The organism is Arcicella aurantiaca (genome assembly GCF_003148625.1).
In the GTDB taxonomy this organism is placed as follows: Bacteria; Bacteroidota; Bacteroidia; order Cytophagales; family Spirosomataceae; genus Arcicella; species Arcicella aurantiaca.
On record NZ_QGGO01000002.1, the window covers coordinates 260,475 to 282,230 of the forward strand.

At 36.3% G+C, this 21,756-nt stretch carries 19 protein-coding genes; 10 read left to right on the plus strand and 9 right to left on the minus strand.

From position 1 onward, the window contains the following. Positions 1-44: 44 nt before the first annotated feature. The 3 genes from trpC to trpB all read left to right on the plus strand — a co-directional run bounded on the left by trpC (position 45) and on the right by trpB (position 2,776). Positions 45-833, plus strand: a complete 789-nt coding sequence (gene trpC / locus LV89_RS02790; RefSeq protein WP_109741331.1) for an indole-3-glycerol phosphate synthase TrpC — start codon at positions 45-47, stop codon at positions 831-833. Positions 834-929: 96 nt separating this feature from the next. Continuing rightward, the gene (locus LV89_RS02795) at positions 930-1,568 is read left to right on the plus strand and encodes a phosphoribosylanthranilate isomerase (protein ID WP_109741332.1); all 639 of its coding nucleotides are present in this window, start codon (positions 930-932) and stop codon (positions 1,566-1,568) included. A 14-nt stretch (positions 1,569-1,582) separates the two neighbouring features. Next, a complete protein-coding gene (gene trpB / locus LV89_RS02800) occupies positions 1,583-2,776 on the plus strand; it encodes a tryptophan synthase subunit beta (RefSeq protein WP_109741333.1) in 1,194 nt (397 codons plus the stop codon). 368 nt (positions 2,777-3,144) lie between these two features. Here trpB and LV89_RS02805 read toward each other — a convergent pair whose 3' ends face one another. From LV89_RS02805 to uvrB, 4 genes are all read right to left on the minus strand, one after another. Further along, on the minus strand, positions 3,145-3,654 hold the full coding sequence (locus tag LV89_RS02805; RefSeq protein ID WP_109741334.1) for a KdsC family phosphatase: 510 nt from the start codon (positions 3,652-3,654) through the stop codon (positions 3,145-3,147). Between the two features lie 241 nt (positions 3,655-3,895). Continuing rightward, positions 3,896-4,687, minus strand: a complete 792-nt coding sequence (locus LV89_RS02810) for a Rossmann-like and DUF2520 domain-containing protein (RefSeq protein WP_109741427.1) — start codon at positions 4,685-4,687, stop codon at positions 3,896-3,898. A gap of 73 nt (positions 4,688-4,760) precedes the next feature. Further along, on the minus strand, positions 4,761-5,102 hold the full coding sequence (locus tag LV89_RS02815; RefSeq protein ID WP_109741335.1) for an ArsC family reductase: 342 nt from the start codon (positions 5,100-5,102) through the stop codon (positions 4,761-4,763). Between the two features lie 219 nt (positions 5,103-5,321). After that, positions 5,322-7,355 carry an excinuclease ABC subunit UvrB gene (gene uvrB, locus LV89_RS02820; RefSeq protein WP_109741336.1) on the minus strand — a complete coding sequence of 678 codons (2,034 nt, stop codon included), beginning with the start codon at positions 7,353-7,355 and terminating at the stop codon, positions 5,322-5,324. Positions 7,356-7,481: 126 nt separating this feature from the next. On the opposite strand from uvrB, the gene LV89_RS02825 reads away from it, so the two are divergent. Continuing rightward, positions 7,482-8,318 carry a glycoside hydrolase family 16 protein gene (locus LV89_RS02825; protein WP_109741337.1) on the plus strand — a complete coding sequence of 279 codons (837 nt, stop codon included), beginning with the start codon at positions 7,482-7,484 and terminating at the stop codon, positions 8,316-8,318. A 97-nt stretch (positions 8,319-8,415) separates the two neighbouring features. Here LV89_RS02825 and purB read toward each other — a convergent pair whose 3' ends face one another. Then, positions 8,416-9,762 (minus strand): adenylosuccinate lyase, encoded by a 1,347-nt coding sequence (purB, locus tag LV89_RS02830; RefSeq protein ID WP_109741338.1) that lies wholly within the window; start codon positions 9,760-9,762, stop codon positions 8,416-8,418. A 185-nt stretch (positions 9,763-9,947) separates the two neighbouring features. On the opposite strand from purB, the gene LV89_RS02835 reads away from it, so the two are divergent. Together LV89_RS02835 and LV89_RS02840 are read left to right on the plus strand one after the other, a co-directional pair. After that, positions 9,948-10,988 (plus strand): sensor histidine kinase, encoded by a 1,041-nt coding sequence (locus LV89_RS02835; RefSeq protein WP_109741339.1) that lies wholly within the window; start codon positions 9,948-9,950, stop codon positions 10,986-10,988. Between the two features lie 284 nt (positions 10,989-11,272). Further along, positions 11,273-11,725: a lipocalin-like domain-containing protein gene (locus tag LV89_RS02840; protein WP_109741340.1), complete on the plus strand. Its 453-nt coding sequence runs from the start codon at positions 11,273-11,275 to the stop codon at positions 11,723-11,725. A 49-nt stretch (positions 11,726-11,774) separates the two neighbouring features. Here the strand turns inward: LV89_RS02840 and prfA are convergent, their stop codons facing one another. Then, positions 11,775-12,851, minus strand: coding sequence for a peptide chain release factor 1 (gene prfA / locus LV89_RS02845; RefSeq protein WP_109741341.1), 1,077 nt, complete (start codon positions 12,849-12,851; stop codon positions 11,775-11,777). Between the two features lie 238 nt (positions 12,852-13,089). On the opposite strand from prfA, the gene LV89_RS02850 reads away from it, so the two are divergent. Together LV89_RS02850 and LV89_RS02855 are read left to right on the plus strand one after the other, a co-directional pair. Continuing rightward, a complete protein-coding gene (locus tag LV89_RS02850) occupies positions 13,090-13,338 on the plus strand; it encodes a hypothetical protein (RefSeq protein ID WP_109741342.1) in 249 nt (82 codons plus the stop codon). 91 nt (positions 13,339-13,429) lie between these two features. Beyond that, on the plus strand, positions 13,430-14,047 hold the full coding sequence (locus LV89_RS02855) for a hypothetical protein (protein WP_109741343.1): 618 nt from the start codon (positions 13,430-13,432) through the stop codon (positions 14,045-14,047). A 31-nt stretch (positions 14,048-14,078) separates the two neighbouring features. Here LV89_RS02855 and LV89_RS02860 read toward each other — a convergent pair whose 3' ends face one another. Together LV89_RS02860 and LV89_RS02865 are read right to left on the minus strand one after the other, a co-directional pair. Next, positions 14,079-14,876, minus strand: a complete 798-nt coding sequence (locus tag LV89_RS02860) for an alpha/beta hydrolase (RefSeq protein WP_109741344.1) — start codon at positions 14,874-14,876, stop codon at positions 14,079-14,081. 95 nt (positions 14,877-14,971) lie between these two features. Further along, positions 14,972-16,276, minus strand: coding sequence for a D-alanyl-D-alanine carboxypeptidase/D-alanyl-D-alanine-endopeptidase (locus LV89_RS02865; RefSeq protein ID WP_211321133.1), 1,305 nt, complete (start codon positions 16,274-16,276; stop codon positions 14,972-14,974). 436 nt (positions 16,277-16,712) lie between these two features. Between LV89_RS02865 and LV89_RS02870 the strand changes: the two genes are divergently transcribed. Together LV89_RS02870 and LV89_RS02875 are read left to right on the plus strand one after the other, a co-directional pair. After that, on the plus strand, positions 16,713-17,771 hold the full coding sequence (locus LV89_RS02870; RefSeq protein ID WP_109741346.1) for a ferredoxin--NADP reductase: 1,059 nt from the start codon (positions 16,713-16,715) through the stop codon (positions 17,769-17,771). A gap of 128 nt (positions 17,772-17,899) precedes the next feature. Continuing rightward, positions 17,900-18,187 carry an antibiotic biosynthesis monooxygenase family protein gene (locus LV89_RS02875; protein ID WP_109741347.1) on the plus strand — a complete coding sequence of 96 codons (288 nt, stop codon included), beginning with the start codon at positions 17,900-17,902 and terminating at the stop codon, positions 18,185-18,187. Positions 18,188-18,259: 72 nt separating this feature from the next. Here LV89_RS02875 and LV89_RS02880 read toward each other — a convergent pair whose 3' ends face one another. Next, positions 18,260-21,433: a serine hydrolase domain-containing protein gene (locus LV89_RS02880; RefSeq protein ID WP_109741348.1), complete on the minus strand. Its 3,174-nt coding sequence runs from the start codon at positions 21,431-21,433 to the stop codon at positions 18,260-18,262. Positions 21,434-21,756: the final 323 nt, after the last annotated feature.

A 21,756-nucleotide genomic window follows, 5' to 3' on the forward strand; every position in this document is an offset into this window, starting at 1 on the left:
AACCATTTTAACCCCTAAATCCTAACCCCTAATCCCCAAGATAAATGACCATTTTAGATAAAATAATTGCCCGAAAGCAAGAAGAAGTAGCCGAAAGAAAAGCACTGATTTCGGCAAAGGAATTAGAAATGAAAGGCTATTTTGCCAAAACTACTAATTCTCTAAAAACCAGCTTATTAAACCCTTCTTCAAGCGGAATAATTTCAGAATTTAAGCGTAAATCTCCCTCAAAAGGCATCATAAACGCCAACGTAACGCCCGAAGATGTTACGTTTGGATATGTGCAAGCAGGAGCCGCTTGTTTGTCGGTTTTGACAGATATTGACTTTTTTGGAGGTTCAGACGATGATTTTCTAAGAGCCAGAAAAGCTAATCCAAGCATTCCGATGATTCGTAAGGATTTTATGATTGATGAATACCAAATCATTGAAGCAAAATCTTTAGGAGCGGACGTTATTTTGTTGATTGCCGCCAATTTAAGTCCTCAAAGAATTAAAGAATTAGGGAAATTAACAAAAGATTTAGGCATGGAAACACTTTTGGAAATTCATGATGAAGAAGAACTAAATCGTAGCCTTTGTGAGTATATTGATGTAGTGGGCGTAAACAACCGCAACCTCAAAAACTTCTCAGAGCAAAACGTGAATGCCTCTTTGGAATTAGCTGAAAAAATCCCTGCAAATTGTATTAAAATTTCAGAAAGTTGTATATCTCAAGCCGAAACCATAAAACTCTTAAAATCAGTTGGTTATCGTGGTTTTCTAATGGGAGAAACATTCATGAAAACTGAAAATCCTCCTAAAGCTTTAGCTGATTTAATTGCTCAACTTTAAGAACATTGCCCATTTATAGCCACTATAATTGCTTTTTATGATAATTGACTGATTTTCAGTAAATTTGCTCAATTGTTATTAGCCCCTTTAAAAATTATGCGACTAAAAGTTTGTGGTATGCGTGATGCGGAAAATATCCGCCAATTATTAGCCCTTCAACCAGATTTTATGGGCTTCATTTTTTACGAAAAATCAAGCCGTTTTGTAGGTGAAGAATTAGATGAGGAATTGCTAAAATCGTTTCCTCATACAACTCGTAAAGTAGGTGTTTTTGTAAATGCTACGGCTTCGTACATCTTAGAAAATTACAAAAAATATAACCTCGACTACGTTCAGTTACATGGTGAAGAATTGCCCGATTTTTGTCGAAGTTTAAAATTGAAGGGAGTAAATATTATTAAAGCGTTTTCGGTAGATGAAAGTTTCTATTTTGGAAAACTTCAAAATTATAAACCTTATTGCGACTACTTTTTATTCGATACTAAAGGCGTAGAAAAAGGTGGAAATGGCATCACTTTCGATTGGAGTATTCTGAAGAAATATGATAACGAAAAACCGTTTTTCTTAGCTGGTGGAATTGATTTAGAAAATGCCCATAAAGCTCTTGAAATCCAGAATTTAAAAGTTTATGCTTTAGATGTAAACAGCAAATTTGAGATTAGTCCTGCGCTAAAAGACATTAATAAATTAGAAGAATTAATACGAATTATCAAGCCAGAAATGGTTGAAATATAAAATAAACACCCAAAATGACGATTACCGAATCACAATATAACGTAAACGAAAAAGGTTATTACGGACAATTTGGTGGAGCTTTCATTCCAGAAATGCTTTATCCAAATGTGGAAGAACTACGAGTTTCATATCTCAGTATTATAGACGAACCTTCATTTCAAGAAGAATTTAATGGCTTATTGAAAGATTATGTTGGTCGCCCAACTCCCCTTTTCTTAGCAAAGCGTTTATCAGAAAAATACAATACTACGGTTTATCTAAAAAGAGAAGATTTGTGCCATACAGGAGCTCATAAAGTAAACAATACAATTGGGCAAATTTTGGTGGCAAAACGTTTGGGTAAAAAGAAAATCGTAGCAGAAACAGGAGCTGGTCAACATGGCGTGGCAACGGCTACGGTTTGTGCGTTAATGGGCTTAGAGTGTATCGTTTACATGGGTGAAATTGACATTCAACGTCAAGCTCCGAATGTAGCCCGTATGAAAATGTTAGGTGCAGAAGTATGTGCAGCAATAAGTGGCTCAAAAACGCTAAAAGATGCCACCAACGAAGCGATGCGTCACTGGATAAATAATCCTGTTGATACGCATTATATCATTGGTTCGGTGGTTGGGCCTCACCCTTACCCTGATATGGTTGCCAAATTTCAGTCAATTATTTCGGAAGAAATTAAATGGCAATTATTAGAAAAAACGGGCAAAGAAACACCAGATTATGTGATTGCTTGCGTTGGTGGTGGTTCAAATGCAGCGGGTGCATTTTATCACTTTTTGGATGATGCAGAAACTCGTTTAATTGCTGCAGAAGCAGGCGGGCATGGTATTAATTCGGGATTTTCTGCCGCTACTACTTTCTTAGGAAAAATGGGCGTTCTTCACGGAAGTAAAAGTTTATTAATGCAAACACCTGACGGACAAGTAGTTGAGCCACATTCTATTTCAGCTGGTTTAGATTATCCAGGAATTGGACCTATGCACGCACACCTTTGGGATACCAAAAGAGCTGAATTTTATGCCATAACCGACGAAGAAGCATTAGAATCAGCGATGGAACTTTCAAAATTAGAAGGAATTATTCCTGCTCTTGAATCGTCTCATGCTTTGGCAGTTTTGAAATATTTGAATGCAAAACCAAATGAAACAGTAGTAATCAATCTTTCAGGACGTGGCGATAAAGATTTGGATACTTATATGAAACACGTTTTGTAAATAGATTTTAAAAGTTAAGCAAAAGTCACGGCAAAGGTTTTCAGAAAACCTTTGCCGTGACTTTTGCTTTTACACAGACTTTAAAGAGCCGTAGGCTCGACCAATTTGGTAGCAACGGTTTTTAATCCGTTGAGAAATGGAAACACATTTGAGTGCGTAGGCTCGACCAATTTGGTAGCAACGGTTTTTAATCCGTTGAAAATTCGACCGATTTTGTATGTTTCGTCCTAAATTCCGAAAACATTATATTTCATTTTCACCAACGGATTGAAATCCGTTGCTACAAAATCGGTCGAGCCTACGGCTCTTTAAAACTTTATAAAATCGCATCACAGTTAAAGTGAGCTTTTACGAAATTCAGAAAAAACTCAAAACTTCAACCACTCTCCTTTTCCTCTCATTACTTGCTCAATTACATCACGAACGGCTCCTTTTCCTCCATTTTTAGGGGAAATATAATTGGCAATTTCCAGAATTTCATCACAGGAATCAGCAGGGCAAGTAGCAAACAAATCTGGGCGAGACATTACTTCATAATCGGGCAAATCGTCACCCATATATAAAATATTTTCTTCTGAAACACCTGATTCTGCCAACCAGCCTTTATAAATTTCTAATTTACTTTTTCCTCCCGAACCCATAAATACATCATGGATTTTAAGGTTTTGCAGACGCTTACGCACGCCTTCGTGCTTTCCACCCGTGATGACACATATTCTGTAACCCGCTTGCACGGCACGCTCAATGGCGTATCCATCACGAATATGAAATACTCGGTAATGCTCGCCAGTTTCTAACACGTGAACTGAACCATCAGTCATAACACCATCAATATCGAAGACGAAAGTGGTTATATTTTTGAATTTTTCTTGGGACATTTTAGTAGCACAGGTTTCAACCTGTACGTTAATATTTTTATGGAACTATCTACAATTTGTCGCAGAATAAAAATCGACCACAGATTATACTGATTTGACAGATTTACACTGGGATACACAGTCGGAAAAATTAAAGAAAAATCAGTGAAAATCTGTTTTATCTGTTCTATCAGTGGTCTAATTTTGTCTTGCGACAAATTGTAGATAATTCCGTATTTTTACTTACAGGTTAAAACCTGTGTTACTTTTTCTTCAAAATTCCTTCCGACAAAACTCGATAAATTTGTTGATAATCGGGTTGTTGTTTCAAGAAAAGAAGATGCTGATTGATTATTTTATTATCGCCACGACGAGCAGGTCCTGTTTGGGCTTTGAAAATATTTTCAGCAGACATTGCCTTTCTGAAAGTTTCATTGATTAAAGGTTTTAGCAAATCAAACTCCAATTCGTTATCTTCCACGATTTCCTGAGCCACCGCCCACAGGTGATTGGTGAAATTACAGGCAAAAACCGCCGCTACGTGTAACACTCGCCTTTCTTCCGAATTTATCAGATAAGTAATGTCTGAAATATCCTGACCCAAGTTTATCAACACTTTTTCCACATCCTCTTCTTCCGACTCAATACAGATAGGAATTTCGGCAAAATTAACCTTATAGTTTTTTGTGAAGGTTTGTAAAGGGTAAAATACCCCCGTTTTTATCGTAACGTCGCTATTGAGTCTGAGGAGTTCGTCCAACTCCGCCAACGACTTACTACCCGAAGTGTGGATAAGCATAGAGTCTTCTGGTAGAACCAATTGCTTGGCTACTTCCAACATAGAATCGTCGGTTACGCACAAAAAGAAGACTTTAGCTTGAGAATCTGCAAAATTGAGGTCACGTTGTACTTTAGCATCGTACAAATATTTGGTAAGTTCTTCGGCATTTTTGACATTACGGCTAAAAACCTCCGCCACATTATGCCCTGCATTTTCGAGTGTTTGTGCCAAATGCCACGAAACATTACCCGCACCAATAAAAGATATTTTCAACTGATTATAAGATTTAGTTATTCGCCAAGGCATCAGTCGGAACGACTTTGCATTTATTTAATTTTTGAATGGATTACTTAAAAATTTGCTCGTAATTATCCGCATTAAATCCCATTACCACAATTTTATCATTTTCAATAATAGGTCTTTTTATCATCGAAGGTTTGTCTATCATCAGTTTTGACGCTCCAATTTCATCCGTCGATTTTTCTTCATCTGATAATTTCTTCCAAGTTGTCCCTGCTTTGTTGATAAGCACGTCCCAAGGTTTTTGGGTAAGCCATTCTTGGATTTTTTCCTCCGAAATTCCTTCTTTTTTATAATCATGAAATTCAAAAGGAACATTATTTTCTGTTAACCATGTCATCGCTTTTTTCATGGTGTCACAATTTTTAATACCGTAAACTTTGTACATTTTTCTATTTTTAAAAGATTGGGGATTATGTACTAAGTACCAAGAAAACCAATCCCAAAACTTGTATTTATTTCGTGGAAAATTCTTAGGACTTAACACATAATACTTTTACACAATCCCAGTCTAACCATTTTATTTCTTCAAATATTTATTAAACCATGCAAGATAACGCTCAAAACGGTCTTTTGGGAAACTTGGATTAGTAATTCCTTGAAATTTCTACCCCTTTCCCTCCATCAACTTTTTCAAACCTAACATTTCGTCACGCAGACGAGCAGCGGCGATGAAGTCTAATTCTTTAGCGGCTTTTTCCATATCGGCTTGTACTTTTTTGATTTGTTTTGCCAGCTCGTCTTTGCTCATGTAAGCCACCACAGGGTCGGCAGCCATTTGAATTTCCTGTGGTTCGGTATAGTATTTTAAATTCTTGATTGGTTTACCCATCACGTCTGCAATAGATGTTTGCTCCATGATTTTTTCTTTAGATTTCAACACCGTTTTTGGAGTGATTCCATTTTCCAAATTATACTCCATTTGGATAGCTCTACGACGATTGGTTTCATCAATGGCTTTTTCCATAGAACCCGTAATACGGTCGGCGTACATCAAAACCTTTCCGTGGTCGTTACGAGCCGCACGCCCAATGGTTTGAATCAACGAGCGAATATCACGCAAAAACCCCTCTTTGTCAGCATCCATAATTGCCACCAACGACACTTCTGGCAAATCTAAGCCTTCACGTAATAAATTCACGCCCACCAATACATCAAATACGCCCAAACGCAATTCTCGCAGAATTTCGATACGGTCTAAGGTTTTTACTTCCGAGTGAATATAACGACATTTCACGCCTACTCTATCCAAATATTTTGATAACTCTTCTGCCATTCTTTTGGTTAAAGTCGTTATCAAAACCCGTTCTTCACTCGCAATTCTTTTATGAACTTCTTCCAATAAATCATCAATTTGATTGAGACTCGGACGAACCTCAATTTCGGGGTCAAGTAATCCTGTTGGACGAATAATTTGCTCAACCACAACACCTTCCGAACGTCTCAGTTCATAATCGGCAGGAGTTGCCGAAACAAAAACCGTTTGTCCTGTAATATTCTCAAACTCTTGGAAAGTAAGTGGACGATTATCCATCGCCGAAGGCAAACGAAAACCATAATCCACCAAAGCCTCTTTTCGAGAACGGTCGCCCCCCCACATAGCTCTGATTTGGGGCATCGTAGCGTGACTTTCATCAACTACCAGTACAAAGTCTTCAGGAAAGAAATCCAACAAACAGAAAGGTCTTTGTCCCGGTTTTCGTTGGTCAAAATAACGTGAATAGTTCTCAATTCCAGAGCAATAGCCCAATTCTCGCATCATTTCCATATCAAATTCTGTACGTTGTTTGATACGGTCAGCTTCCAATAATCGGCTTTCAGATTCAAAGAATTTTATCTGCGAAACCAAATCATCTTGAATAAAATTAATAGCATTGTTCAACACATCACGACCCGTTACAAAGAGATTAGCAGGGAAAATAGCAATCATTTTTTCATCAGAAATCTTCTTGCCATTTTGTGGATTAATGCGTTGAATTGTCTCAATTTCATCACCAAAAAACATAATTCGATAACCAAAATCAGCATAAGGTAAATTTATATCAACGGTATCGCCTTTTACTCTGAATGTTCCTCTTGTAAATTCTGCTTCGGTTCGAGAATATAGAATTTCGACCAAACGAAAGAGAAATTGATTTCGAGAAATAGTTTCGCCAACCCCAAAGCGAAGAATACTTTTGCGGTATTCATCGGGGTTTCCCATACCATAAATACACGAAACCGAAGCAACCACAATAATATCTCTTCTACCAGACATCAACGCTGAAGTTGTAGAAAGACGAAGTTTGTCAATTTCCTCATTAATCATGAGGTCTTTTTCAATGTAGGTATTGGTAGAAGCAATGAAGGCTTCGGGCTGATAATAATCGTAGTAAGAAACAAAATATTCAACGGCATTTTCAGGGAAAAACTGCTTAAATTCACCGTACAATTGAGCCGCAAGGGTTTTATTATGACTCAAAATCAAGGTCGGGCGATTGATTTCTTTTATCATATTGGCTACTGTAAAAGTCTTTCCTGACCCCGTAACCCCCAATAAAGTTTGTGATTGTTCCCCATTTTGAACACCCTCCACAAGTTTAGCAATTGCCTGCGGTTGGTCGCCAGTGGGTTTATATTCTGAAATAAGTTTGAAGTCCATTTTTGAAGATTTTGTAAAGAGTAAAGATACAAAAAATTAGGGGCATTTCACAGTACCCTGCTTGATAGTGAAGTGTAGGTTTTTCCGTAAATTTTCTTAGCTTTATTGAAACAACTCAACAACAAAATGAAAATTCCTTTTATCTCAGCAACGCTCGGCGTGGTTATTATTTCAATGGCTTTCAAGGCAAATATTGCCGTGAGTGACACCAATACAAATGCTTCTGAATTTGAATCTAAGCCTTATTGGGCAGATGAATTTAATAAAAATGGGTTACCCGATGCTAAAAAATGGGGTTATGATATAGGCGGAAGCGGTTGGGGAAATCATGAGCTACAATATTACACGAAAGATAATTTGAAAAATGCTCGTGTAGAAAATGGCAAATTGATTATTGAAGCCATAAAAGAGCCCCTCGAAGGCAAAAATTACACATCTGCCCGCCTCACGAGCAAAGGAAAAGCTGATTTTCTATATGGTCGTTTTGAGATAAAAGCAAAATTGCCCAAAGGTTTAGGCACTTGGCCAGCAATTTGGATGTTGGCAACGGAGCATTCTTATGGTCAAAATTATTGGCCTGATAACGGAGAAATTGACATCATGGAACACGTTGGTTATGACCCCAATGTGATTCATGCCTCAGTACACACAAAATCGTATTATCACAGTATCGGAACACAAAAAACGGCAGTCAAAACAGTTCCGACTTCAATGACAGAATTTCACGTTTACCGCATAGATTGGACGCCAGAGAAAATTGATTCTTATATTGATGGAGAATTATATTTTACCTTCAAAAATGAAAAAACGGGTTGGAAAGAATGGCCTTTTGATAAAAAACAACATCTTTTATTAAACCTTGCCGTTGGTGGAGATTGGGGAGGACAAAAAGGCGTTGATGATTCTATTTTTCCTCAAAAGTTTGAAATTGACTATGTGAGGGTTTATAAAATGAAGAAATAACAGGGTTGAATTAATAAGTAATGGCGAATAGCATTCGCCTATTTCAAATTACAACGAAGGCAGCGTTTTGAACACTGCCTTCGTTAACATATTAAATTTATTCAACTACACCCACATAATTAAATGGCGTGATGCGTTTCAATTCGTATTTAATTTTATCGCCAACTTCTAAATTATCAATAAATTCAGTAATTGTTTTTTCCGTAATCTTATCGTTTTTACGAGTTAATGCTTTTAGAGCTTCGTAAGGTTGTGGATAATTTTCACGTCTCAAAATCGTTTGGATTGCCTCTGCAACTACCGCCCAGTTATCTTCCAAATCAGCATTGATAGCATCTTGATTCAATTCTAATTTATTTAAACCTCTCAAAAGGGCAGTCAAAGCAATTACTTGGTGAGCAATAGGCACACCCAAATTTCTAAGAACAGTCGAGTCCGTTAAATCTCTTTGTAATCTTGAAACTGGTAATTTTGCTGCTAAAAATTCATATAAAGCATTCGCAATTCCAACGTTTCCTTCTGAGTTTTCAAAATCAATTGGATTTACTTTATGTGGCATTGCCGACGAACCAACTTCACCTGCTTTGATTTTTTGTTTGAAATAACCCATTGAGATATAAGTCCAAATATCACGGTCAAGGTCTAAAACGATGTTGTTCAAACGTTTTAAGTTATCCATCAAAGCCGCTAAATTATCGTAATGCTCAATTTGCGTAGTGAATTTACTACGAACCAAACCCAAAGATTTTACAAAATTATTGCCAAAATCAATCCAAGAAGTTTCTGGATACGCTACCGTATGAGCGTTGAAATTACCCGTAGCACCACCAAATTTAGCTGAATATGGAATGGTTTTCAATAAATCCATTTGACGCTCCATTCTTTCCACAAAAACCTGAAACTCTTTTCCCAAACGAGTTGGCGATGCAGGTTGTCCGTGCGTATGGGCAAGTAAAGAAATATCTTTCCATTCTACCGCCAACGATGCAATTTTAGCAATGATTTCATTCAATTTAGGAATCAAAATATCATTCATTGCTTCCATCAACGACAAAGGAATTGCCGTGTTATTGATGTCTTGAGAAGTCAAACCGAAGTGGATAAATTCTAAGTATTGCTCAATTCCAAACTTCTCTAATTTATATTTTATAAAATATTCAACCGCCTTTACGTCGTGATTGGTTTCACGTTCTTTTTCCTTAATCCAAAGAGCATCTTCTTCCGAAAAATTACGATAAATATCTCTTAATGAATCGAATAAACTACTTTTTACGCCTTCCAATTGTGGCAAAGGAATTTCGCAAAGAGCAATAAAGTATTCTATCTCGATTTGAACTCGATATTTGATAAGTCCAAATTCTGAAAAATATGGAGCAAGACTTTCTACCTGCTTACGATAACGCCCATCGATTGGCGAAATGGCGGTTAATTGGTTTAATTGCATGAGTTTGGTAATTGAATAATGAGCGAATTGTATCACTTAATGTTTGATTGGCTTTGAAAATCATACCAAACGCTCAAACGAAAGAACAAATTTACGAAAGAATAATTTGGGATAAGCTACTGATGACTTTAACTATCGTAAATTTGTGTGTTATTTGACTATTTCATTTCACTGTTTATCGCAAAATGCTCTTAAACCCCAGACTTTTAGCTTTTCTATTGGCAATTTCTACTGCCATTTTCACAACGGCTTTTCTTTCCTTTGTGCCAGAAGCCAACGGCAATATATTGTTTATCAGCTTTGTAGCTTGTTTAGTGATTAGTGGCGTTCTGATTTATTTTGTGTTGGATTATTTGGTTTTTCAAGAAATCAATAAAATGTACGACACTATTAATCGCTTGAAAATGAAAGATTTTGGCGTGTCAAGAAAGAAACTACAAAAAGATAATAACCCACTCCGTAAACTCAATGACGAACTTTTTGTGTATGTTTCTAAAAAAGAACAAGAGGTTACAGAATTGAAACGCTTGGAAAAATATCGTAGAGAGTTTTTGGCAAATGTTTCGCATGAACTCAAAACACCCATTTTTGCGGCACAAGGTTTTGTACATACACTTTTAGACGGAGCAATGGACGACGAAAATGTTCGAGAGAAATTCTTGAATAAAGCCGCCAAAAGTTTAGACGGTTTGGATATTCTGGTAAAGGATTTATTAACGCTATCCCAAATGGAAACGGGCGATATTAAGATGAATCCTGCCCGAGTGGATGTAAAGCAAATCACCAAAGAAGTTTTTGAGCAATTAGAAAATAAAGCCAATTCTAAAAATGTAACGATACAAATTAAATCCCCTTTTCCGAATATTTGGGTTCGTGCCGACGCTCAGCGAATCGGACAAGTAATGACAAATTTGGTAGAAAATGCCATCAAATACGGCAATGAAAACGGTAATGTTTGGGTAATTTTTGAAGAAGATAAAAAAGATTGGAAAATTTCAATCAAAGACGATGGACCGGGTATTGCCTCAGAACATTTAAACCGAATTTTTGAAAGATTTTACCGTGTAGATAAAGCTCGTAGTCGCTCAGATGGTTCTTCTGGCTTGGGTTTAGCCATTGTAAAACATATTTTACAGGCACATAGAACTAAAATATCGGTGATTTCAAAACCTGAAAAGGGAACAACTTTTTCATTTAGATTAGAAAAATCTTTGAATGAAGCATAAATAAAAAGATTTTTAGTATCAATAGGGGTTGAGATTTAGGCGTTAGGATTTCGTGACACAACAACCCTGACTATCAATAATTTACAAAATACATTTTAAAGTTCGATAAGCCATTGATTACCAAACTTATGATAATACTTAATCCTAACACCTATTTAACTGCTTTACAATTATTAAAACAACATTTCCGCTTAACTGTCTTGCATATTACCTTTGTAATTCTAAAACTTAAATACATATTTCAATGAAACACTTAAACAAATTATTTTTATTAATCTTCGTTCTTGCTTTCGCTATTGGTTGTAGCAAATCTTCAGACCCTGCACCTGCCTTCTATCGTTGGAAAATGGAAAGCTTCAACTGTAAAAGGTAGTGCCACTGTATTAGGACAAACTCAGTCTATCAGTGAAGCAATTGATGCTACTTTTGAATTTAAAGCAGACAATACTTTTACGACTACTGGAACAATTAACGCTTTGGATACAGATGTTGTCAATAACACAAGCGTATCAGGAAAATACACTTTTACGGGTTCGGAAGTGACGATGACTTACACAGACCCAAGCACAAAAAAAGAAACTGTTGAAACGTATAAAATTACCATTTCTGGTTCAACAATGACTTGGAATCTTAATCTTGATGCTTACAAAAAATTAGCAGCTAATGACCCTAATTCAGCCCTTATTTTAGCTTTTATCAGTGCATTAGACTTAAATATTACTTTACAGAAACAATAAGATTTCGTAGTAAAATAAAAAAGGCAACTCTTTCGAGTTGCCTTTTTTATTAAATAGCTCCTGCACCTTCTTTCAACTTCTCGGCATTTTCTGCAATTCTTAATTGGTCAATAAAATCACCAATTTCTCCGTCCATTACCACTGGCAAATTATAAACTGTATAACCAATACGGTGGTCAGTTACACGTCCTTGTGGATAATTGTAAGTACGAATTTTATCAGAACGGTCGCCAGAACCTACCATTGAACGACGGTCGCCTGCAATAGCATCTTGTTGTTTGGCTAATTCAATTTCATATAAACGAGAACGTAAAACGGTCATCGCTTTATCAAAGTTCTTGATTTGTGAACGTTCATCTTGACATTGTACCACTAAACCTGATGGAATGTGAGTAACACGCACCGCTGAGTAAGTGGTGTTTACTGACTGCCCACCCGCACCCGACGAACAGAATGTATCTTTACGAATATCATTCATATTAATTTGCACATCAACGTCATCAACTTCTGGCAAAACTGCCACCGTAGCCGCTGACGTGTGAATACGTCCTTGAGATTCTGTCGCAGGAACACGTTGTACACGGTGTACTCCCGACTCAAATTTCATTTTTCCGTACACATCTTCTCCTTGAATATTAGCGATAATCTCTTTATAACCTCCAGATGACGCCATCGTGAAGTCAATAATTTGAAATTGCCAGCCTTGATTTGCACAAAAACGTTGGTACATTCTGAATAAATCTCCCGCAAAAATACCCGCTTCATCACCTCCTGTACCTGCACGAATCTCCATAATGATGTTTTTAGAGTCGTTCGGGTCTTTTGGAATCAACATTTCTTTCAAAATGTTTTCCATTTCTTCTTTTTTAGGGTTCAATTCGTCCAATTCAGCTTTTGCCATATCTCTGAAATCTTCGTCTTTTTCAGTAGCAATTACTTCTTTGGCTGATTCTATGTTTGATAAAACGTTTTGGTATTCTTTATATTGATTAACGATTTTTTCAAGGTCTTTATATTCCTTACTAATCGTTTTGTATTTGTTCATATCCGAAACGATTTCGGGTTGCGTCATTTGCTGGGCAACTTCATTGAATCGTTCGTTGATAGCTTCTAATTGTTCTAACATATCTTAATTAATTGCGGGAGTTTCGAATATAAATTTCAGATTTTTTCGTTCTATAATTGAAATTAGGGTGCAAAGATACAAAAGATTTGTTTTGGACTATCCAATCTAAAAATTTTCAAAATCAAATAGGGGTATTTTACCGCTTCGGTGTCTATTATTCAGATACCTGAGTAAATAGTTTTGCACTTATTTAAACCTTTCGAACGCTATATTTTCTAAGATATAAAATTTTAAAATTATGAGAAAGCTAAAAATTCATAAAACCCTTGCAGTCTTGACGTTAGTAGTTGGACTTGCGATGTTAGTTATTTCTTGTGGCCCAACGTATGTGCGTGGAGATTATGGTTATCGTCGTCCATATTATAATTATCCCCCGCCACGTCCTTATCGTTATGCAGTACCACCTCCTCCACGTGTGGTTATTGTTCCGAGATACTCACACCCACCACGTTCATATAGAGGTAGAGGTTATGGACGAAGAGGATAAATCAATATTGAGCCGTAGTATTCTGCTACGGCTTTTTTATTGGTCAATGTTGTATCTTTGTGCCAAATAAACGATTCAAAAAATAGACAAGATGAATAAATCCTTCAACATAAACTACCTACTCATAACTTCCATCTGCCTACTCTTAACAAGTTGCGACTTCAGCAAACGCATTGACACAACCGCAGCCGTCAAAGAACTTCATGAACGTGAAGTGAAACGCATTACTCCTGCTCAGTTTACGGCACAAGTAGATGAATGGGGAAAGGTAATTGTAGATTCTCTGAATAAAAATTTTGGAAAAAATCTCGAAAATAACGTTCTGATTGATTCTCTTTCAAACAAATATAGAGTTGAGATTTCGTTGGGAAGTCCACTAAAATTGAAAAATCCAGCTTTGGGAGAAAAAATAAATCAAATTTTAGATGCTTATCAGTACAATGCAGAAAGACATTTAGAGCAAATTGACAATATTCAGAAGTCAGATGATGAAAAGTTTTTCTATTATACTGCTCCCATTTTATTCAAAAATCAGTTTGAAGGCTTGAAAAAAGCTAAAATTGAGGAATTAGGTAAAATTGGAAAATTGGATAGTTTAACTTCCCGCAAAAAAGGAGATTTCATCGGATTATGGATGATAAAATTCTCTAAAAAAGAAGTTGTAAGATTAGCAGACCCTAAACATTTGAAGAGTTTGAGCGAAAAATAGTTAATAGAGATATATGACGCTTTTAGATAAGTCATATATCTCTCACAATTCTTTTAAAGAAATCAAACTGCACTTTTATTGATTTTTGCCAATAGGCTTTATCGTGTTTTCCAGGTTGAGAAATATAAGTTGCTTTTACTTTCAATTCATCGCAACGTCTTCTAAAATCGTTATTTGCTTCATAATTAACGTCCTCTGTTCCGCAGTCAAAAATGATTTCTTTTTGAGAAGCCGCCAACTTTCCAACATTATTAATGACAGAAAACTTCCTTAAAACATCACTTTCACCAGACCCTAAAATATTTTGTAAACTTGCATTGGCAGACTCTACACTCAAATCAACCACCCCGCCCGAACTTCCTGCTGACCTAAAAAGTTCTGGTCTTTTAGCAAATAAACTCAATGCTCCGTGTCCACCCGAACAGATTCCTGTAATAAAAACTTGCTCTTCTTCTACTCGATATTTTTGCTTGATGGCAGGATATAAATCTTTAAAGAAAAAATCTTCAAATTTACTCATTTGCTTGCGTGGACTATTGACGTACCATGAATCCTTCAAACCATCAGGGCAAACGATGATAAAACCATACGCATCTGCATATTTTTGGACGTTGATAATGGTATTCCACTGACGGTAAGTTGCCCCACAACCATGTAAAAGATACATGACAGGATATTTTTTACCAGATGCCATTGAATAATCTTTGGGTGTAAAAACTAAGGTGGTATCAGTATGAGGAACATAAAGCGGATTGAAATACAACTGCTCCTGTGCAAGCATAGAGAAGGAAGTCAAGCATATTCCGATAATAACAATTAGGGACTTCATATTTTTAAATTCTTGGGTTAAATAATAGTGTAAAAATGCTCAAAATTTATGCCAAATAAATTCAATTTTTAGGCTAATTTACTGACAATCAAGCGTTAATTATTTTGGTGTATTTCAGTTAGTATATTGACCATTTCCTTTCGTATTTCAGCGGTCGATTTGGTAAAATTGTTGTTCATGACACTAAAAATGAACACTTTTCCTTTTTTCGTAAGCAAATAACCACTCAAACAATAAATATTACTTAATGAACCCGATTTGGCAAAAATAAAAGGTTCGTCAATTTTCATCATATTTCTAAGCGTTCCCGATTTTCCTGCGGCGGGTAAAAGTCTGAAGAGCCTTTCTTCGGGAACAATGTCATGGATTTTACCTAATAACGCTACAATACTACGTGGTGTAAAAAGGTTGTATCTCGACAAACCAGAACCGTCAATCCAACGGGGAACATCTGGTAAGTCTGCCAAAAACTTTTCTTTTACTTTTTCAATTCCAACGTTTACGTTCAATTCATTTCCTAAAGCATCAGCATTCAACAACATTAAATGTTCTGCAATCATGTTATCGCTCACGTGCAACATTCGTTTATACAAACTATCAGCAGGTAAACTAAAAATCGTTTTTGTTGACCTTTCTAATGGCTTATTTATCAATGTAACTTCCTTTTTTAAGGTATCTGCTAATAAAACCGTTGTTACTTCAACGCCCGTTTTGAAAGGAACATCTTGTTTATAATTTGCTTTTATTTCTTTTCCTGCGGGATAACTAAAAAGGTTTGTTCCTAAATCTCTTTGAACAGAAAAACTTTCAGATTTTGACCAATTATAGGTTTTCTCAGCAAAAAATTTAGGCTGAATTTCTATACCATTTTCTTTATTTCCTGTAAATCTGACTACATTTCCATGAATTGGGAAAGAAGAAACTTCTGCGGCGTAGTCATCGTTATAATCGTCCCAAGCCCAACCTTTTCCATAAAATGAACCTGTGAAATTATCATTTGAAAAATAGATTTTTTCTGGACGATTTTTCAAGAAATCATATACTTTGCTTTTCGGTAAATCAGGATTCAGAAATGAAGGGTCGCCTGTTCCCCAAATAATCAAAGAATCACTCGCAATTTGATAATGCAAAGCAGGAATAGAGTCGCCCAAAGTTTTCAGACTCGCATAAAACGTAAACAGTTTTGTATTAGATGCGGGCGTGAAATAACGTTCAGCGTTATGTTCAAGCAACATTTTCTTTTCAGAAATGTCGTAAAGAGCAAAACCCGTAAAGTTTTGTGAAAAAGTTGGCGATTCTTTCAACTTTCGAGATACCGATTTCATACTAATTTTGGTGGCATCACAAGCCAACAAAAGCATCACAAACGAGATAATTATGGATTTAGAGAGAATATTCAACGCAGATTCTTTTTAATAGAACCTGTTTAAACTTTCTGTTTTGATAAGAAATTTGAATCATTTTGAACCTGCTATTTCAATATTTGAAGCCCCAGTGGAACTGCATAGCAGAGCTACGTTGAGAAAATATTGAATTATCAGATTAAAAATGAACAGGTTTATACCGAAAGAGAAAGTTTAAACAGGTTCTTAATTGCAATACAAAGTGGCGGTTGTATTTCAATTGAAGTTAAATATTTCCTTTGAAAATTACTATTAATGAAAGATAATTTTATTTTTTGGTAAAAGTGGAGAAGCATCTTTTCAATCGTCAAACCTCTAAACAAAAAATCTTGATTAACTTTGTGACGGTTTTCTTGAATTACTCAAACCAGAAGCTTAATCTCTGAGTTATCCTTGAAATTTATATCCAAATATTACAAAAAGCCGAACGCTGATGTCCGTAAAATATTTTCATCTTACAGTAAAAGAAATTATTGAAGAAACTCCCGATACCAAAACTTTCACATTTTGGCACCCAATTCACGCAGCAGTATCTTATAAAGCTGGTCAATTCCTTACCTTAATGCCTGTCATTAATGGGCAAAAAGTACGTCGTAGCTACTCAATGTCATCTTCGCCAAACAAAGATGCGTCAATTGCCGTGACAGTAAAAAGAGTTGCCAACGGTTTAGTTTCAAATTATTTGTGCGACCATGTAAAAGTGGGCGATGCCATTGAAATAATGGAGCCAATGGGTCATTTTGTGGTTGAACCAAACCCCAATAAAGAACGTACAATTGTTCTTTTCGGTGGAGGTTCAGGAATTACGCCATTGATGTCAATTTTGAAGTCTGTTTTACCTGTTGAGCAAAGCACAAAAGTATATTTGGTGTATGGTTCTCGTGATGAAAACAGTATTATTTTCAAGAAAGAATTAGAAAATTTAGAGCAAAAATATGAAGGTCGCCTACGTGTATTACACGTATTGAGTAAGCCCTCTTATACTTGGACAGGTTACAAAACCCGTATCAATCAAGCTTCAGCGGTTACGTTTTTGAAACAAGATTTTGCCATTGATATTGCTACGGCTGAATACTTCTTGTGTGGCCCAGAAGGCATGATGGAGGAAGTAACAAATTCGTTAAAAATCTTCAATGTTCCTGCTGATAATATTCACCAAGAGCATTTTGGTAGCGGTATTTTACACGTTGAAGAAGAAGACGGAGACGATTCTGTAAAAGAACAAACCGTTACAATTCAGTACGAAGGAACAGATTATCAAGTGCTTGTAAAACCCCACGAAACGATTTTAGAAGCGGCTCTTCGTGAAGACATCGACCTTCCGTATTCGTGTCAGGCAGGTATGTGTACGGCTTGTATGGGTAAATGTGTATCGGGTAAAGTTCACATGGACGAAGAAGATGGTTTGACCGATAAAGAAATTCAACAAGGATATATTCTTACGTGTGTAGCTCACCCGAAAACTGCGGGAGTAGTTATTGAAGTAGAATAACATTTCGTGATTATTTTAAAATATACTTAAACAATTTAGATTTGCAGAAGAGAAACTACATAAGCTATTGATTTTTAAAAGCTTAATTATTCGCTTTTCGCAAATCGCTTTTCGCTTCATATAAAAAAATGATTTTAGAACTTGCAACAATTGATATTAAAGCTGACCAAAACGCTGGATTTGAGGCTGCTTTGACACAAGCTCAAGAAGTCTTGAAACAGTCGAAAGGATATGTTTCTCATGAGTTTAAGAAATGTATTGAACAGCCAAACCGTTATATTTTACTGATAACTTGGGAAACTTTAGAAGCCCATACCGTTGGTTTCAGAGAGTCTGAATTATTTGTTCAATGGAGAGGTTTAATCGGGTCATTTTTCGAGAATCCTCCTGTGGTAGTGCATTATAGGGCTATTTAAGCTATTTCAACAAAAATCCCGTCAATTGAGAATTGACGGGATTTTTTGTTTTTTACAGGTTAGAAACTTGTGTTACTTACCTTTCTTTATCGCCTGATAAATCACTTCGTTGATATTCGTTCTCACGTTTAAGTCGGATAATTTTGAGTTGTTGCGGGTTGGGTAAACTCGGTTGCAAAGAAATACATAAACCAATTGATGTTCGGGGTCAACCCACGTGTATGTACCTGTAAAACCTGAATGTCCAAAACTACTTGGACTTGCACTTGGAGCGGCACTGATACCTGCACGTTTGCGGTCGGGCTTATCAAAACCAACGCCTCTACGGCTATTTACTTCCGTCGGGAAAGGGTAGCTTGTCCATTCGTTCATGGTCTTTTCGCTGATAAATTGCTTTCCTCCGTAATACCCTTTTTGCAAATACATTTGCATCAATTTAGCCAAATCCTGAGCCGTTCCAAATAAACCTGCGTGTCCAGAAATTCCACCTAACATAGATGCACCTTCATCGTGTACACGTCCATGAATGAGATTTTTACGATAAAGCGAATCATATTCCGTCGGGACAATTCTTGATAATGGATAAAAATCTCTGGCATTGTACGTCAGCGTAGTTGCTCCCAAAGGTTTATAAAAAGTATCTTTCAAATAAGTCTGAAAATCTTTGCCCGTGAGACGTGGAATAATTTGCGGATATAGATAATACGATAAATCTGAATAAACGTATTCTTTTTTCTCTCGCAAAGGCGAATCTTCAATGGCTTTGTAAAGCGTATTGTGATAATCTTTATGTAACCACAAATTGTCTGCCACTTGCACTGAAAAATCGTCTGATTGTTTGTACGCAAAAGTATTTGGTTTCCAAATTGTTGGGTCTTTGGTAAGATTTACACAGTCTTTCCAAAGATTTTTATCCGTCTGAATTGCCTGACACATTCTTTGCAAAGCCTTTTTCTTTCTGAATAATTTATCCCAAAACGTGATTGTATATTTCTCAGAATACTTCTCTTTGTAAATCTTACTTGCCAAAACCATTTTGGTAGAATCGATACAATCCATCCAGAACGGAATCCATGCTTTTAGGCGTGCTTGGTGCGTAAAAATATCTCGGTAAACTAAGCCCGCTTTGTTACTATTTTGCCACGAAGGCACTAAGTCACCAAGTGTTTTATCTAAATTGAATTTCCCTTCGTCCTCCATCTTCATCATCAACGGTACGGAGGTACTAATTTTCGTTATCGAAGCCAAATCGTATAAATCCGTCAATTGTACTTTTTGCGTGCCTTCGTAGGTTTGTTTTCCGTAGGCTTTGTGTAAAATCACTTTGCCGTTTTTGGCTACTAAAACCACAGCCCCCGGAGTTGCCTTTTGTTTAATCGCCTCATTTACAATAGAATCTACTTTATTATTCAAGAATTTAGAATCAATCCCAACGTTTTCGGCCAAAGCGTATTGGAATCTTTTGATAGGTTCAGTCGTGATGCCATCATTGTATCTGAAAGTCATATTTACCGAAACAGGTAGTTTTCCTTTCGCTCCAATTGCTCCAAAAATAACTTCGGCAGTAGCAACGGCTTCGTGCATTTGTGGGCTTTCTTGATAGGTAATTGTCAAGGCTTTTGCTTTATCTAAATTCTCAAATTTCGACAAAGTATAAGCATTTGAAAATAAAGAAACTACCGTTTTTGAAGAATTAGCAAACTCAGCTACCAAAGTCTGAATTTTAGGATTGATACTATAATTTTTCGCAGGACGAACCGATTGTCCATTAACCGCCATCAAAACTAAATTGTAATTTTTCAAAGATTCACGCACTTTTTGAATAGCCGCTTCGTCTGAGTTTTCATCTAAATTAAAATGCGTAACGTCGGTATAATTGGAAAGCATTTTTTGATAATCCGTTGGTGATTTTGAGCCAAAACTTGGATTGCCAATATTCAAAGAAGCAATGCGTAAAGTATCTAAATTTTGAAGAGGAAGAATGTTGTTCGTATTTTTCAAAAGCGTAATGGTTTCCTCCGCAAATTGACGGTTGAGGGCTTCTGATTTCTTCGGGTTCAAATCTTCAATCAATCCTTTTATTTCAATCGGTTTGTATTTATCTAAACCCGCCCAAGCCTTTGCTGTTAAAATTCTTTTTACTCTAAAATCAATATCCGACTGAGCAATTTCTCCTTTTTCCAACGCCTTTTTTATCGCATTAAATGCCGCAGGGACATCTATGAAAGTTTCTAACACATCATTTCCTGCCAAAATAGCTTTTACGTTTGCCGTTCCTTCGGGAAAAAACTTTACTGCTCCTTGCATATCCATCGCATCGGTAAAGACTAAACCTTTGAAATCTAAATCTTTACGCAATAAATTGGTAACGATTTTTTGAGATAAAGTCGAAGCTAAATTTTTAGTAGTATCCAAAGACGGGATACTCAAATGAGCCACCATTACGCCCTGCAAACCATTTTGGATTAATTCACGATAAGGGAATAATTCAAGCGAATCCAAGCGATTACGAGTATGTCCAATTACGGGTAAATCGGTATGCGAATCTACACCCGTATCTCCATGTCCGGGAAAATGTTTTGCCGAAGTAATAATTCCTCCTTTTTGCAAGCCACGCATATAGGCAAGAGCCTTTGAAGTTACTTTTTCCCGATTTTCACCAAAAGAACGGAAATTAATTACAGGATTATTCGGGTTATTATTTACGTCCACCACAGGAGCATAATTGACGTGTACACCCATACGCTTACATTGTTGAGCCAACTGCAAACCCATTTCTTCAATCATCGCTTCGTTGCCCTGCATCGCTCCTAATGTCATTTGATACGGAAAACGAATGGTACTATCCAAACGCATTTCCATACCCCATTCCAAGTCCATTCCAATCATCATGGGTACTTTACTCATGGCTTGTAACTTATTGACCAACAACGCCTGAGCTGTTGGACGGTTACGAAAAAGCACAAATCCACCAACGTGATAATCTCTAACAATTTTGTTCAGTCGGGCGGTGTCATAATCATAACTATAATTACCACGAGGCATCATTAATTGTCCAATTTTTTCATCCACCGAAAGGGTATTGAATACCGAATCAACCCAACGCAAATTAGCATTTGGGAAAAGGTCAGTTGAATTTGTGGGAGCAATTATTGTTGAATTATTCGCCTGTGAAAAAACAGAGAAGGGTAATAATGGTAAAATAATAACGAGAAAAATACTTTTGATGAAGTAATTTATTTTCATGAGATATTTAATTTATTACACTGTTTAATAAGTTATCTGGATAATTTTTATTCCAAAATCTTGTAGAACTTCTCGAAACAATATCCATTGCGGGTAAAGAACTTTCGGGAAGTTGAAGAAACTTCTTAAACACTGTATTTATTTGCCTTGCAATTTACGAAGTAGTTTAGATTTTTCTGTAAAAACAGGAATCATAGTCATAAAGCTATTGCAGATTCATTTTCGCCAGCACTCTTAAACTATTACGTCGCTCTTCTCTGCCCATTCATCACAGAACGTTTTTAATTAAAATCATTCTTCAGTATTTTCGTTGTTTATAGAAA